Annotated in this window: 11 protein-coding genes and 1 pseudogene; 8 read left to right on the top strand and 4 right to left on the bottom strand. The window is 66.4% G+C overall.

Annotated elements, in window-relative coordinates; translation table 11 throughout:
* Window positions 1-12: 12 nt before the first annotated feature.
* Window positions 13-357 (top strand): nuclear transport factor 2 family protein, encoded by a 345-nt coding sequence (locus A4R44_RS21075; protein WP_067583294.1) that lies wholly within the window; start codon window positions 13-15, stop codon window positions 355-357.
* A gap of 50 nt (window positions 358-407) precedes the next feature.
* Here A4R44_RS21075 and A4R44_RS49155 read toward each other — a convergent pair whose 3' ends face one another.
* The 3 genes and pseudogenes from A4R44_RS49155 to A4R44_RS21065 all read right to left on the bottom strand — a co-directional run bounded on the left by A4R44_RS49155 (window position 408) and on the right by A4R44_RS21065 (window position 3,588).
* Window positions 408-686: a hypothetical protein gene (locus A4R44_RS49155; protein WP_198545379.1), complete on the bottom strand. Its 279-nt coding sequence runs from the start codon at window positions 684-686 to the stop codon at window positions 408-410.
* A gap of 151 nt (window positions 687-837) precedes the next feature.
* A pseudogene (ilvA, locus tag A4R44_RS21070) lies at window positions 838-2,102 on the bottom strand (threonine ammonia-lyase IlvA).
* Window positions 2,103-2,163: 61 nt separating this feature from the next.
* Window positions 2,164-3,588: a short-chain fatty acyl-CoA regulator family protein gene (locus tag A4R44_RS21065; protein WP_067583291.1), complete on the bottom strand. Its 1,425-nt coding sequence runs from the start codon at window positions 3,586-3,588 to the stop codon at window positions 2,164-2,166.
* 229 nt (window positions 3,589-3,817) lie between these two features.
* Between A4R44_RS21065 and aceA the strand changes: the two genes are divergently transcribed.
* The 6 genes from aceA (at window position 3,818) to A4R44_RS21035 (ending at window position 9,992) form a co-directional block, all read left to right on the top strand.
* A complete protein-coding gene (aceA, locus tag A4R44_RS21060; protein WP_067583288.1) occupies window positions 3,818-5,107 on the top strand; it encodes an isocitrate lyase in 1,290 nt (429 codons plus the stop codon).
* A 70-nt stretch (window positions 5,108-5,177) separates the two neighbouring features.
* Window positions 5,178-6,782, top strand: coding sequence for a malate synthase A (gene aceB, locus A4R44_RS21055; RefSeq protein WP_067583285.1), 1,605 nt, complete (start codon window positions 5,178-5,180; stop codon window positions 6,780-6,782).
* Between the two features lie 855 nt (window positions 6,783-7,637).
* Window positions 7,638-7,955, top strand: a complete 318-nt coding sequence (locus tag A4R44_RS21050) for a multidrug efflux SMR transporter (RefSeq protein ID WP_067583281.1) — start codon at window positions 7,638-7,640, stop codon at window positions 7,953-7,955.
* A gap of 35 nt (window positions 7,956-7,990) precedes the next feature.
* Window positions 7,991-8,395 (top strand): multidrug efflux SMR transporter, encoded by a 405-nt coding sequence (locus A4R44_RS21045; RefSeq protein ID WP_067583278.1) that lies wholly within the window; start codon window positions 7,991-7,993, stop codon window positions 8,393-8,395.
* Between the two features lie 147 nt (window positions 8,396-8,542).
* Window positions 8,543-9,328, top strand: a complete 786-nt coding sequence (locus A4R44_RS21040; protein ID WP_232791700.1) for an alpha/beta fold hydrolase — start codon at window positions 8,543-8,545, stop codon at window positions 9,326-9,328.
* 202 nt (window positions 9,329-9,530) lie between these two features.
* On the top strand, window positions 9,531-9,992 hold the full coding sequence (locus A4R44_RS21035) for a MarR family winged helix-turn-helix transcriptional regulator (protein WP_093573975.1): 462 nt from the start codon (window positions 9,531-9,533) through the stop codon (window positions 9,990-9,992).
* A 69-nt stretch (window positions 9,993-10,061) separates the two neighbouring features.
* On the opposite strand, the gene A4R44_RS21030 is transcribed toward A4R44_RS21035, so the two are convergent.
* Window positions 10,062-11,315 (bottom strand): glycosyltransferase family 4 protein, encoded by a 1,254-nt coding sequence (locus tag A4R44_RS21030; protein ID WP_067583272.1) that lies wholly within the window; start codon window positions 11,313-11,315, stop codon window positions 10,062-10,064.
* Between the two features lie 517 nt (window positions 11,316-11,832).
* Here A4R44_RS21030 and A4R44_RS21025 point away from each other — a divergent pair.
* A complete protein-coding gene (locus A4R44_RS21025) occupies window positions 11,833-13,647 on the top strand; it encodes a glycoside hydrolase family 2 protein (RefSeq protein WP_067583270.1) in 1,815 nt (604 codons plus the stop codon).
* Window positions 13,648-13,807 lie beyond the last annotated feature (160 nt).

Raw genomic sequence — 13,807 nt, 5'->3', positions numbered from 1 at the left:
TAGCCTCGCCTTATGAGCGAAGCTCTGCGTAGGCATGTCGCCGCCTTCAACAACCGTGACCTTCAAGCCCTCCTCGTTGGCTTCACCGAGGACGCGGTCTGGATCACCGGCAGCAGCGTCGCGCGCGGACGCGACGAACTAACCGAACTGTTCAGCGGCGCGATGGTGCAGCTTCTCCCGACGTTGACGGTCGAGAACGTCCTCGCGGACGGTCACCAGGTCGCCGCCCAATTGACTGAGCGGCTCACCCACAACGGCGAGGACCACGTTTTCGCTATCGCCGGCTTCTATCGGCTGTCCGGAGACCGCATCAAGTCGGCGAAGATCTACCGCGAGGGCAGCGCCGAGCTCGGCTGAGCGGTGTTGCCGTTTTTTGGCGAATCGCACTGACCTGCATAAACGATCCCTCATGAAGCTCGATTGGTCGGTCGCCGGCAGGGATCGAGACGTCTGAAAGCCCGCGCTCGGCGATGGGCGGGCGAACGCTCCAGTGTCGCGTCGGTCTGCGCGGCGTCCGGGTGGGTGCGGCGAAGGCCCCGGAACGCGCGTACTCGACTGAGATTTTCTCCCGGAACGGAAATGCCGAGAACGTCATCGTGCCAGTAGCCGATTGCCTGAAAACTGGCGACAACGGCTGGCAGGTCGTCGCGAGTCGCGATCACGACGGCCAGGTCGATGTCCGGCAACGGCCAGTCCGGGGCCTCTGTACTGCCAAGGTGCTCGACGCGTTCGCGCGAGTCCGCCCACTGATGTTGTTGTTGAGGTGGGACGAACGCGGCGGCAAATGCCGCAAAGCCGCAGGCACCCAATCGTCGTGCTCGCCAGACCAGCGGCGCCTCAGAGCAGGAAGTGGAACAACGGACTCCCCGGCTCCACCCGCTCAACCTGCAGCGGGNCAGCGGGCTCTTCTCCAGCCGCGCCAGCAGCCCGGGCAGGTCCGCGCGCCGTGGGATCTCGACGCCGATCAGCGCGGGACCGATCTCCCGGTTGTTGCGCTTCACGTACTCGAACCGCGTGATGTCGTCTTCCGGACCGAGGATTTCGTCAAGGAACCGCCGGAGCGCGCCGGGTTCCTGCGGGAAGCTGACGAGGAAGTAGTGCTTCAGCCCCTCGTGCATCAGCGAGCGTTCGAGGATTTCGCTGTACCGGCTGACATCGTTGTTGCCGCCGGACACGATGCACACCACCGTCTGCTCCGGCTCGACCTGCACGCTGATCCCGAGCGAGGCGGCCGCGAGCGCACCCGCGGGTTCGGCGATGATGCCGTCTGACTGGTACATCGACAGCATTTCCGTGCACACCGCGCCCTCGGCGACGGACGTCAGTTCCGCGCTGCTGTCGCGGATCAACGGGAACGTCACTTGGCCGGCCTCGCGCACGGCGGCACCGTCCACGAACGGGTCCACCGCGTCGATCCGCACCGGTTCGCCCGCTTCGAGGGCTGCCGCCATGCACATCGCGCCTGCCGGTTCGACGCCGACGACCCGGATGTCCGGATGCCGCTCGCGGACCCACGTCGCGATCCCGGCCAGCAACCCACCGCCGCCAACAGGCACCACCAGGACATCCGGCACGAAGCCGAGCTGCGAAACCACTTCAAGCGCGACAGTGCCCTGGCCGGCGACAGTGCGTACGTCGTCGAACGCCGGCACGAGCGTCGCTCCACTGCTGTGGGCGTCGTCTTTAGCCGCGGCGAAGGCGTCTTCGTACGTCTCGCCGACGACGATGACCTCGATGTGCGCGCCGCCGAGAGCCGCAATGCGTTCACGCTTCTGTCGAGGCGTCGTGCCCGGCACGTACACGCGACCGTTCGCCCCTAAACGGCGACACGCGTACGCGACGCCTTGTGCGTGGTTACCGGCGCTCGCACATACGACACCGGCCGCCCGCGTCTCAGCGTCGAGCTGCACGATGAAGTTGTACGCACCGCGGATCTTGTACGAGCGGACCGTCTGCTGGTCTTCGCGCTTAAGCCAGACGCGCGCGTCTACGCGGGACGAGAGACGCGCGTTGGGCTCCAAGGGCGTGCGTGTGACCACGCCCGCGAGCCGTTCGGCGGCCTGTTCGACCAGTTCTGCGTTCACCGTGTCGATGTCGTGCACTCGGGTGAATGTACTTCGCACCCGGTGAACACGTCCGGGGCACTCACGTCACGGGCTGCGTTCACGTCTTCGGCACCGCCGGGTACGGGACGAACGTGCTGGTGTTTTCGTCCACTGTGAGCGGTTTGCCGATCGCCGGAAACGCGCGTTGTGAACAAGCGGGCCGGTCGCACACCTTGCACCCCATGCCGATCGGCGTCGCGGCGGCGGGTTCGTCCAGGTCGAGGCCGGTCGAGTAGATCAGCCGGCCAGCGTGCCGCAGTTCACAGCCGAGGCCGACGGTGAACGTCTTGCCCGGGCTGCCATACCCGCCGATATTGCGCGACACCGTCCGCGCGACCCAGAAGTACCGCTTGCCGTCCGGGAGCGCCGCGATCTGCGTGAGGATCTTGCCCGGCGAGGTGAAGGCCTCGTAGATGTTCCACAACGGGCAGGCACCGCCGACACGCGAGAAGTGGAAACCCGCCGCTGACTGGCGTTTCGACATGTTCCCGGCCCGGTCGACGCGCACGAACGAGAACGGCACGCCGCGCTGTTTTGGCCGCTGAAGCGTCGACAGCCGGTGGCACGTCGTCTCGAACCCGACGCCGAAGTGGTCGCAAAGGCGCTCGATGTCGTACCGGAACTCTTCGGCCGCGGCCAGGAACGGGCTGTACGGCAGGATCAGCGCGCCGGCGAAGTAGTTCGCCAGGCCGACGCGCGCGAGCGTCCGCGCGGCCGGGCCGGAAAACGCCCACGAATCGGCGAGTTCGGTGATCAGATCGTCGTATTCCAGCAACGCGATCTGGGACGCCATCCGGAAAGCCTGCTGTCCGACCCGGAGGCTCGGGGCCAGCCGCAACACTCGCGTCGCCGGCTCGTACCGATGCTGCTCACCTGCGGATTCGTTGATGCCCTCGTTGGACACCTCGACGCCGTAGCGTTGCCACAGCCGTTCCTTGAGAGACCCCAGCACCGCTCCGCGCCGCAGCGGGATCTGCGCGGCCATCCGCTCGGCTCGTTCGTCCAGTTCGGCGACGTAGTTCTCCCGCTCGTAGAAGAAGTCGCGGACCTCCTCGTGCGGCAGCGGCGCGGCGGCGCTCCCGTGCAGGCCGAGGCCGTTTTCCGTGGTCAGCGCGGCCGTGCTCTCGACCGCGTTGCGGTAGCTGCGATGCAGTTTCACCAGCGCCTGGGCGATGGACGGCAGGTTGCTGGCCAGGTCGTTCAGCTCGCTCGTGGTCGCTTCGACGCCCACCGCCTCGTCGAGCAGGGCTTCTTTCACGTCGGCGACGAGCCGCGAGGTGTCGTTGTTGGCGAAGAACTCGGTGTCGACGCCGAACGCCTGCGTGATCCGCATCAGCACCGGCACGGTCAATGGGCGCGAGTTGTGCTCGATCTGATTGAGGTAACTGGGTGAGATCTCGAGCACACGGGCGAGATCCGCTTGGCTCATCGACCGGCTTTCGCGCAGATGCCGCAGCCGCGCCCCGGCGAAAGTTTTGTCCATGGGTGCTCCGTCCGGCCGGAAAGTTTCCGGGCCTGAACGATTACGTGAACGATCAAGCCCGCGAATTTTCGCTGCGGTTGCGAACGGCAGATTCGCAACCTTTGCAACATGCTAGGCAACCTTCGCAGAAATTGGCAAATTGGAGCAGTAGACCGCGTTTTCCCGCTCGTGTCAGGGTCGTGACCAGGCAAGGCGAGCAATCGCAAACTTCGCAACACGGGAGAGTCCGATGACCGAGCAGGCCAATCAGCTCGAGCAGGCGGCGGCCGAGCTGGCCGAGCAGTGGAAGACCGACCCCCGCTGGGCGGGTGTCCAGCGGACCTACTCCGCCGCCGACGTGGTGAAGCTTCGCGGTTCTGTCGTCGAAGAGCACACCCTCGCCCGCCGCGGCGCCGAGAAGCTGTGGGAGCTGCTGCACAGCGAGGACTACGTGCACGCGCTGGGCGCCCTCACCGGCAACCAGGCCGTGCAGCAGGTGCGCGCCGGCCTGAAGGCCATCTACCTGTCCGGCTGGCAGGTCGCCGCCGACGCCAACCTCTCCGGCCAGACCTACCCGGACCAGAGTCTCTACCCGGCCAACTCGGTCCCGGCCGTCGTCCGCCGCATCAACAACGCGCTGGGCCGCGCCGACCAGATCAACTGGGCCGAAGGCAACGGCGACATCGACTGGTTCGCCCCGATCGTCGCCGACGCGGAAGCAGGCTTCGGCGGTCCGCTGAACGCGTTCGAGCTGATGAAGGGCATGATCGCGGCCGGTGCCGCGGGCGTGCACTGGGAAGACCAGCTCGCGTCCGAGAAGAAGTGCGGCCACCTTGGCGGCAAGGTCCTCATCCCGACCAAGCAGCACGAGCGCACCCTGAACGCCGCCCGTCTCGCCGCCGACGTGCTGAACGTGCCGTCCCTGGTCGTCGCCCGCACCGACGCGCAGGCCGCGACCCTGCTGACCAGCGACGTCGACGAGCGCGACCAGAAGTACTTGACCGGCGGCCGTACCGCTGAGGGCTTCTACGAGGTCAACAACGGCATCGAGCCGTGCATCGACCGCGGCCTGGCCTATGCGCAGTACGCCGACCTGCTGTGGATGGAGACCTCCACGCCGGACCTCGAGGTCGCCCGCAAGTACGCCGAGGCGATCAAGGCGCAGTACCCGGACCAGATGCTGGCCTACAACTGCTCGCCGTCGTTCAACTGGAAGAAGCACCTCGACGACGACACCATCGCGCGGTTCCAGCGCGAACTCGGCGCCATGGGCTACAAGTTCCAGTTCATCACGCTGGCCGGTTTCCACGCGCTGAACTATTCGATGTTCGACCTGGCGCACGGCTACGCCCGCAACGGCATGAGCGCCTACGTCGACCTGCAGGAGCGCGAGTTCGCCTCGGAGGAGCGCGGCTACACCGCGACGAAGCACCAGCGCGAGGTCGGCACCGGCTGGTTCGACCTGGTGTCCACCGCGCTGAACCCGGAGAGCTCGACCACCGCGCTCAAGGGTTCGACCGAAGAAGACCAGTTCCACTGACGCACCCCGCGGGCCGGCGATTCCGGTCGCCGGCCCGCCCCTTCCCTTTCCCCCTTCGCGGAGGTACGAGATGGCTGACACGTTGAACACCCGCATCGAGGTCACCGGGCCCGCCGATGGCCGCTTCGCCGAGATCCTCACCCCGGCAGCACTGGACTTCGTAGCCAAACTCGACAACACCTTCGCCGGACGCCGCCGCGAACTCCTCGACGAGCGCCGCCGCCGTCGCGAGCGGCTGCAGTCGGGGGAGGAGCAGCTGGATTTCCTGCCCGAAACGCGGTCGATCCGGTCGGACGAGAGCTGGCACATCGCCCCCGTCGCGCCCGGCCTGGAGGACCGGCGCGTCGAGATCACCGGTCCGACCGACCGGAAGATGACCGTCAACGCGCTCAACTCCGGCGCGAAGGTCTGGCTGGCCGACTTCGAGGACGCGACCTCGCCGACCTGGCACAACGTCGTCGACGGCCAGCTCAACCTGTTCGACGCGATCCGCCGCAACATCGATTTCACCACCGAGGCCGGCAAGCGCTACACGATCGGCGAGGACCCGGCGACGATCGTCGCCCGCCCCCGCGGCTGGCACCTGGTCGAGAAGCACATCCGCATCGACGGCCGCCCGGTTTCGGCGAGCCTCGTGGACTTCGGCCTGTACTTCTTCCACAACGCCCGGCAGCTCCTGGCGCGCGGCAGCGGCCCGTACTTCTACCTGCCGAAGCTGGAAAGCCACCAGGAAGCGCGCTTGTGGAACGACGTGTTCCTGCTGGCGCAGAAGGAACTCGGCATCCCGCGCGGCACCATCCGCGCGACCGTGCTGATCGAGACGATCACCGCGGCCTTCGAGATGGACGAGATCCTCTACGAACTCCGCGAGCACGCGGCCGGCCTGAACGCCGGACGTTGGGACTACATCTTCAGCGTCATCAAGAACTTCTCCGCGCACGGGGCCGACTTCGTGTTGCCGGACCGTGCTCAGGTGACGATGACGGTCCCCTTCATGCGTGCCTACACCGAACTGCTCGTCAGCACCTGCCACCGCCGCGGGGCGCACGCGATCGGCGGGATGGCCGCGTTCATCCCGAGCAAGGACCCGGTCACCAACGAGAACGCGCTGGAGAAGGTCCGCCAGGACAAGGAACGCGAGGCCGGCGACGGCTTCGACGGCTCCTGGGTCGCGCACCCCGGTCTGGTCTCGGTGTGCCGCGAGGTGTTCGACCAGGTGCTCGGCGGCTGGCCGAACCAGCTCGGCAAGCTGCGCGAAGACGTGACTGTCGACGCTTCGGACTTGCTCGACGTCGCGAGCGCCGGCGGCGAGGTCACCGAAGCGGGCGTGCGGGCGAACATCAACGTCGCCCTCCGCTACATCGACTCCTGGCTGCGTGGCACCGGTGCCGCGGCGATCCACAACCTCATGGAAGACGCCGCGACGGCGGAGATCGCGCGGTGCCAGGTGTGGCAGTGGATCCGCAACGGCACGAAGCTCGAGGACGGCACGGCGCTGACCCACGAGCTCGCCGTCGAGTTCCTGGACGACGAACTGGCGAAGGTCCGCACGGACCTCGACGCGTCGGCCCGCCTCGACGATGCCCGTGCGATCTTCACCGAGACCGCCCTCGGCGAGAAGCTGCCGAGCTTCCTCACGACTGTCGCCTACGCCCGCTACCTGACCGAGCGGTGACAGGCTCCGGTCGCCAGTGACCTGACCACCGGCGACCGGTTACCCCGCACCACATTTTGGGATGGTGCAGGGGACGGGTCCGGTGGCGGAGGCTCCCCGCCACCGGGCCCGGGTCTTTCCGGACCCGCGCTCCTTCGCCGTCGACAGGCGAGGGGCGCGGGTTTTCGGTTTCACGGGTTTCGATGCTTCAGCCTTGGACATTGCCTGGCTTGGGGTTCGCCCACTTCCGCTCGCGCGCTGCCCGAACCCTGCGGAAGCCTCGGTGCTGTTCGGAGCGGCGTTGTCGTGGCCGGTCAGTGGCGAATCCCCGCACGACGCTAGAACTCGTTTGATCCCGCCTCTCGTCCGGACCTCACCGATCACTGCGGCCGGTTTGACCGCATCGCCCAGTTCGGACACGCGCTCCAGCCCAGACTCCCATGCCGCCGAGTCCGTGACACCTCCGTCCCGGATGGATCTCGCCCGCTCCGTTCGACCGGTCTCCAGACCTTGGCCGCGCCCAGCCGTCGCGCTCTCTGAACGGACTATCCAGCCGAGATCCCGGTTCCTCGACTGGTCTGACCGGTGATGCGAACGGGCGGCGTCGAACTTTCCGACTCCAGCCTCGTCCCGGCCGAACGCCGTTGCCGCTCAGTGGCGAATGCCTGCTCAACGCCCATTTTCAAGCGTTCGATCGCCCTCTTGGCCACCCACGGCTCCTTTCCTCGGCAGGCACCCGGCATCGCTCCGCCCACCTGACGAACCCCTCTTGCTTATTTGATTCGACATACATATATTGCACAAGTAACTACCTGGGGGAGCGTCGCCGGCGAGGGTGCCGAGCAGCTTCCGACCTCACTCGCACCCGGAGAAATCATGCATTGGCTTTACCTCGGCATCGCTGTGCTCTTCGAGATCGCCTTCGCACTCGGAGCCAACGCCACGAACGGGTTCACCAAGCTGTGGCCGTCGGTGTTCACGCTGGTCATGGCGGCCGGCGGCATCTTCTTCCTCAGCCGGGCCCTGCTGACCCTGGACGTCGGCGCCGGCTATGCGATCTGGACCGGTCTCGGCTCGGTGGGCATCGTGCTGCTGGGCGCGCTGTTCTTCAACGAGAAGCTCAACTGGCGCAAACTCATCGGCTTCGGCCTGGTGATCTGCGGCATCATCGGCCTCCAGCTGACCGGTGCCTGAACGCTCGTCTTCCCGCTCCCGAAAGGATTTCCGCCGTGTCCGTTCAGTCCGAAGCCGCACCAGTCAGCACACCGGAGAAGTCGCAGACCACTCGCCGAGCATGGGGCATTCTTCTCTTCGCCGGAGTCTGCGAAATCGCGTTCGCCGTCAGCACGGACGGCAGCCGAGGCTTCACCAATCTGCCGTGGTCGATCGCCACAGTGATTACGGCCGCCGCGACGATCTTCACGCTCAGCCTGGCCTTGCGCACTATCGACGTCGGCGTCGGCTACGCGGTCTGGACCGGTATCGGCGCGAGCGGTGCCGCGATCTTCGGCGCGATCATCTTCGGCGAAAGTCTGGGGCCGCTGCGCATCCTGTTCCTGGCAGTGATCATTACCGGAGTCATCTGCCTCAAACTCGCCGGCGGTTCAACCGAATCGGCGAAGGCTGACGACTGACCGTATCCAGCCCGACATCCCCAGTTCCGCCGACTGGCAGCGAACCTGCCTGGTTCTGGCCGCGGGCACTGTGAACGCGTTTTCGTCACTACGCTGCACCGGCGCGGCACCGTAGCTTGCGACGAACTTGGAGGCCAGCCAATGCCCATGGCGACCGTCAACGACCGCCCGATCTTCTTCGCCGACACCGGGGGAGACGGACCGGTGTTGCTTCTGGGACATGGCTACTTCCTGGACCACTCAACGTTCTCGCCACAAGCAGCGGTGCTCGCGCCAGAGTGGCGCTTGATCAGCTGGGACGCCCGCGGCCACGGGCAAACCCCGGACGACCATCCCGGCACGTCATACACCTACTGGGACCAAGCAAGAGACGCGCTCGGTCTGCTCGACCACCTAGGCATCGAACGCACCGTCGCAGGCGGACTGTCCCAAGGCGGCTTCACAGCGCTGCGAATTGCATTGCTGGCGCCCGAACGGGTCGCAGGCCTGGTGCTATGGGACACCGAAGCAACACCGTGCGACCCGGCCGACAAAGCAGCCTATGGCGACATGTTCGCCGCATTGCGCGAATACGGCCCAATTGATGACCTCATCATACCGCTGTCGACACAACTCCTCGGAGAATCCGACCTGCGCGACGAGTTGCGCACACGATGGCGTGCCACACCCGCACTACCGCTGGGCCCGGCCGCGCACTGCCTGCTGGAACGAGACGACGTCTCGGGCCGTCTGAACGAAATTACCTGCCCGACGTTGCTGATGTGGGGCGAGCAAGACGTTTCCCTTCCGCGCGACCGCATGGACCTGCTGAGCGAACGCCTCCCGAATGCCAGCAATGTGCACGTAGTCCACGGCGCGGCCCACACCCCGACACTGACGCATCCAGAGCAGGTCAACCCGTTGCTGCAACAGTTCCTGCGGACGTTGGCCTGACCGGTTCCGCCGAGCGGTCGAGACTTCCGCACAGCCAGAAACGCCGGGTTCTCCCGCCGCCCGAGACCATGCAGGTCACCCGCGACCCCGGACAGCGAGAGGCTTGACGAACGCCCAATTGCATGCGCGCACATGTGCTATACAAGAGGTCTCGGCGTCATTTGTCGACGCCGGACAAGGCTTTGCCGGAGAGGTCGTTCGCGTGACCACCACACCTTCCCCCGGCCGCAAGCAGGCAGGGGCGGAACTCACCACCCTCGGCGCGATGTGGCCCCGCATGATGGCACTTCGCAGCCGCATCGACCATGAGGTAGAGCAGGCCTTGCAACGGCAGCTGCACCTGGGCTTCTCGGAATTCGTCGCCCTGATGTCGCTGGCCGATCGCCCCGACGGCGAGCTCCGCATGCAGGAGCTCGCGGACGCGACGTCACTCAACCAGAGCTCCGCGACCCGCCTGGTGGGCCGGCTCGAACGGACCGGTCTGACCGAACGACGTCTCTGCGAATACGACCGCCGAGGCGTCTACACCGGAATCACCGACGCCGGACGGGTCACGTTGCGCAAAGCCGTTCCGGTCTACGAAGCCGCCTTGGCGAACGCTTTCGACCGCGTGGCAGCAGACCCCGACTACCGCGACCTCATCGCCGCCGTCGACCCCCGCTGAAAGCACCCTGACCAGGTATTCGCCACTAAGCGGCGAATCACGCGAGCCACCGCTGACCAAACGCTTATCTTACACCTCGAACGCGTTGCCAGTCGCGATCTTCGGTCGCCCCAACTCTGCTGGCTCGCCGACCCGAGCCCGCCGATAAACCTCGACGGTCGCCTCCGCGATCCGCCCCCAATCGAAGTCCGCGCCAAGCCGAGCCTGCGCCGCACGCGCGCGCCGGGTCGCGGCCGGGACGTCACTCAAGACTGTCGTCACGGATGAGGCGAGACCAGCGACGTCACCCGGCGCGAAAGCCAAACCGGTCTCCCCATCGATGACAACCTCGCCGAGCCCGCCCGCGGTCGACGCCACCAACGGCGCTTTCGCCGCGGCAGCCTCCAGCGCGACGATCCCGAACGGCTCGTACCGGCTCGGCAGCACGACCGCATCGGCTGCGGCGAGAAGAGCTCGCAGGTCACGGTCGGAGAGATGGCCGACGAAGTCCACGGCCCGGCGAATCCGCAGCTTTCGAGCCTGCGCGACGAGTTCGTCATGATGTCGCCCTTTTCCGGCGACGACCACCCGAGTCCCGGGGAACCGTCGGCGGATCCGCGGCAGTGCGGCCAGCAGGTCCTGCACGCCCTTTTCCCACTCCAGCCGGCCGAAGAACAGCAGGAACGGAGCCCCGTCCGGACTGTGCTGCTCTCGCATCCTCACGACCTCGGCGGACGACACGCGCCAGCTGCGCCCCTCGATGCCGTTGTGGATCACCGCGACGTCGGCCGGGTCGATCTCGAAAAGGTGCGCGACTTCCTTGCGCATGGCCTGCGAACAGGTGATCACCGCGTCGGCGCGGTTGGCAAGCCACCATTCGACCGAATGCACCTGCTGGTTGAGCGGATGCGACAGCCACCCCGAATGCCGGCCCGCTTCGGTCGCGTGGATGGTCCCGACGAGCGGCACCCGAGCAGCCTCGGCGACCGCGATCGCCGGATGCGTGACCAGCCAGTCGTGGGCATGGACGACGTCAGGTTGCCATGTGCGGAGCAAATCCTGCGCCGCCCGGATCATGGCGTGGCCCATGGCGAGCGTCCACGCGACAAGATCCCGCTCGAAAGTCAGGTGCATCGGATCCTCAGCCACACGGACGACGCGGACCCCCTCGATGACCCGGTCGCTGCGCGGATGCGTCGAGGCGTCGGTACCTGCGGTGTGCCGACAGAGGACGACGACATCGTGGCCCTGCTGCGCGAGGTGTCTCGCCAGCGCGTGAACGTGCCGGGCCAGCCCGCCGATGACCACCGGCGGATACTCCCAGGACAACATCAGCACGCGCATGGCCCGAGGTTACTCGCCAGTCGCTTACTCCGGGGCGGCCGCCCGAACGACCGACGGAAAGCCTTGTCGCGACCTCGCGCAAGAGTGCTAGCGCTGGGGAGAATCCGCTGGTCAGAGCGTTTCGCCAAAAAACGGCAACAGTCCTGTCTGGTCGTTCTGCCAGCTTGCGACGACCGCATCCCCGCAGCTCAGCACGCCTATGCGGGCAGTGGCGACCACCAGGCTGAAGTGCGAGTTTCCTGCTAGGGCCCCTGCCGCGACGAGTAACTCTCTCGTGCCGCCGCACACCCTCTGCACCCGAGGTTGAATCGCGCTGACCAGCGGTTAGCCGCTGATCGGCGAGGAGGTCGCCGACAGCAGTTCCGCTGATTCGCCCGAGGAACCTCCACCGAGGACCAGTTGCCAGCCAGCGACCACAGACGGCTGACGTAGCCGTCGAGCAGCACCTGGGTGCCACCTGTCCGAGCAGCCCTGAAGCCATGTCGCGGACCGCGATTCTCTGCCACCATGACCGGCGATGACTCCAACAGAGCCCGAATGGCAGCGAGCGGATCCGCCACTGACTACCCCGTGGACCGACCGAGTCGACCCGGCCGCGGTGCTGCCCGAGTACCCGCGACCCCAGCTCCGCCGGTCAGAATGGCTGAGCCTTAACGGCATCTGGGAGTACGCAGGATGGCCTGCTTCGCCCGCGGCACCACGACCTGTTGGGTACAGCGAGCGCATCTTGGTTCCCTTCGCCCCGGAATCGGCCCTCTCCGGAATCGGCCGACGCGACGAAGTGCTGTGGTACCGGCGGCTGTTCGAGGTCCCGAAAAGCTGGAGCGGGCGGCGGGTGTTGCTGCATTTCGGTGCAGTCGACCAGAAAGCCGAGGTGCGGGTCAACAACCAGACGGTGGTCACCCATGAGGGCGGGTACACGTCGTTCTCCGCGGACATCACAGACGCGCTCCGTGCATCGGGACCGCAGGAAATTACCGTTCGCGCAGAGGACCGTACGGACATCGAGCCGTACCCGATCGGCAAGCAGCGCAACGCACCCGGCGGTATCTGCTACACCCCGACGTCGGGCATTTGGCAGACCGTCTGGGTCGAGCCGGTGCCGAACGAGCGCATTTCCTCCATCGAAGTCACCTCGGACCTGTCCGGCGTGTCTGTGTTCCCGCAGGTCACCGGTGGCGCTCAAACGGAGCTGATCGTTTCGCCGCCAAACGGCGACGAGGCAGTACGCATTCGGGGTACCGCTGGCTCGCGGCTGCGGGCCAACCTTCCGGAACCGCATCCGTGGTCTCCCGACGATCCGTTTCTCTACGACATCACCGTCCGTCTTCTCGATGCGCACGGTGATGTATTGGACGAAGTCGCCAGTTATTGCGGCCTGCGAACGGTAGAAATTGTCCCGGATGTCGACGGACGGCCACGGATCGCTGTGAACGGCCGAATGACCTTCCTGCACGGACCACTCGACCAGGGCTACTGGCCGGACGGCGGCTACACCGCGCCGACAGACGAGGCGCTCCGGTTCGATCTGGAGAAGACGAAGGAACTCGGGTTCAACCTGGTCCGCAAGCACGTCAAGGTCGAACCCGCGCGCTGGTACTTCTGGGCGGACCGGCTGGGGTTGGCGGTCTGGCAGGACATGCCGTCGCTGGTCGTCTCGTTCGCCGGTCCGCCCGGCCACGCGCCGGATCCGTTGCCCGAGGGGCAACAGCGATTCGAGGCCGAGTTGCGGGAAATGGTCGCGCAGCTGAGCAACGTCCCGTCGATCGTCGCCTGGGTGCCGTTCAACGAAGGATGGGGAGAATTCGACACGGCCCGGATCGCGGCGCTCGTGAAGGAACTCGACCCGACTCGGCTGGTGATCGCCAACAGCGGAGTGAACTGCTGTTTCTCTCGCACAGACACTGGTGCTGGCGACATCTACGACGATCACACGTACGTCGGGCCGGGGGAGCCGCACGAGGGGGACCATCGCGCATTGGTGGACGGCGAATACGGCGGCCTGGGCTTGGTACTCGAAGATTCCATTTGGCCAGGCCCGCCCAATGCCTACGAAATGGCGACTGATTCGGCGCACCTCACTCGCCGGTACGCGGAGGTGAGTGAACGCCTCGAACGGTTGGTTTCCGATCTGGGGTTGTCCGGCGCGATCTATACTCAGACCACTGATGTGGAGAACGAAGTGAACGGCCTCCTCACCTACGACCGCCGAGTGCAGAAGCTCGACTTCGCCGACGCCGCGAACCACAACCGAGCGGTGATCGCGCGTGGTTCGCACCCCGAGGTGAAGACCGCTGCCGAGCTGGCCGGCGAGGCTTCGGACAGCCGTTGACCTGCGATTCGCCACTGAGCGGCAACGCAAGATATGCAGTCCTGCACTGGGCTGCGGCCTGGGGGGCGAACCAGGCCGACTCGCGATTCGCCGCTCACTGGCGACGAACTGGCCAACGGTGTTTCGAAGCTGGCGAGATGCTGTCCGGTCCGGGCATGGT

Origin of the sequence: Amycolatopsis sp. M39 (genome assembly GCF_001651785.1) — a bacterium.
In the GTDB taxonomy this organism is placed as follows: domain Bacteria; phylum Actinomycetota; class Actinomycetes; order Mycobacteriales; family Pseudonocardiaceae; genus Amycolatopsis; species Amycolatopsis rubida.
Note: the sequence above shows the minus strand (reverse complement) of the source record. Positions and strands in the feature narration are given on the sequence as shown.

What these genes read in the sequence shown, in the direction of transcription:
- A4R44_RS21075 (WP_067583294.1), top strand. Translation starts at nt 13, where the DNA reads ATGAGCGAAGCTCTGCGTAGGCATGTCGCCGCCTTCAACAACCGTGAC.
- A4R44_RS21065 (WP_067583291.1), bottom strand. Translation starts at nt 3,588, where the DNA reads ATGGACAAAACTTTCGCCGGGGCGCGGCTGCGGCATCTGCGCGAAAGC.
- aceA (WP_067583288.1), top strand. Translation starts at nt 3,818, where the DNA reads ATGACCGAGCAGGCCAATCAGCTCGAGCAGGCGGCGGCCGAGCTGGCC.
- aceB (WP_067583285.1), top strand. Translation starts at nt 5,178, where the DNA reads ATGGCTGACACGTTGAACACCCGCATCGAGGTCACCGGGCCCGCCGAT.
- A4R44_RS21050 (WP_067583281.1), top strand. Translation starts at nt 7,638, where the DNA reads ATGCATTGGCTTTACCTCGGCATCGCTGTGCTCTTCGAGATCGCCTTC.
- A4R44_RS21040 (WP_232791700.1), top strand. Translation starts at nt 8,543, where the DNA reads ATGGCGACCGTCAACGACCGCCCGATCTTCTTCGCCGACACCGGGGGA.
- A4R44_RS21030 (WP_067583272.1), bottom strand. Translation starts at nt 11,315, where the DNA reads ATGCGCGTGCTGATGTTGTCCTGGGAGTATCCGCCGGTGGTCATCGGC.
- A4R44_RS21025 (WP_067583270.1), top strand. Translation starts at nt 11,833, where the DNA reads ATGACTCCAACAGAGCCCGAATGGCAGCGAGCGGATCCGCCACTGACT.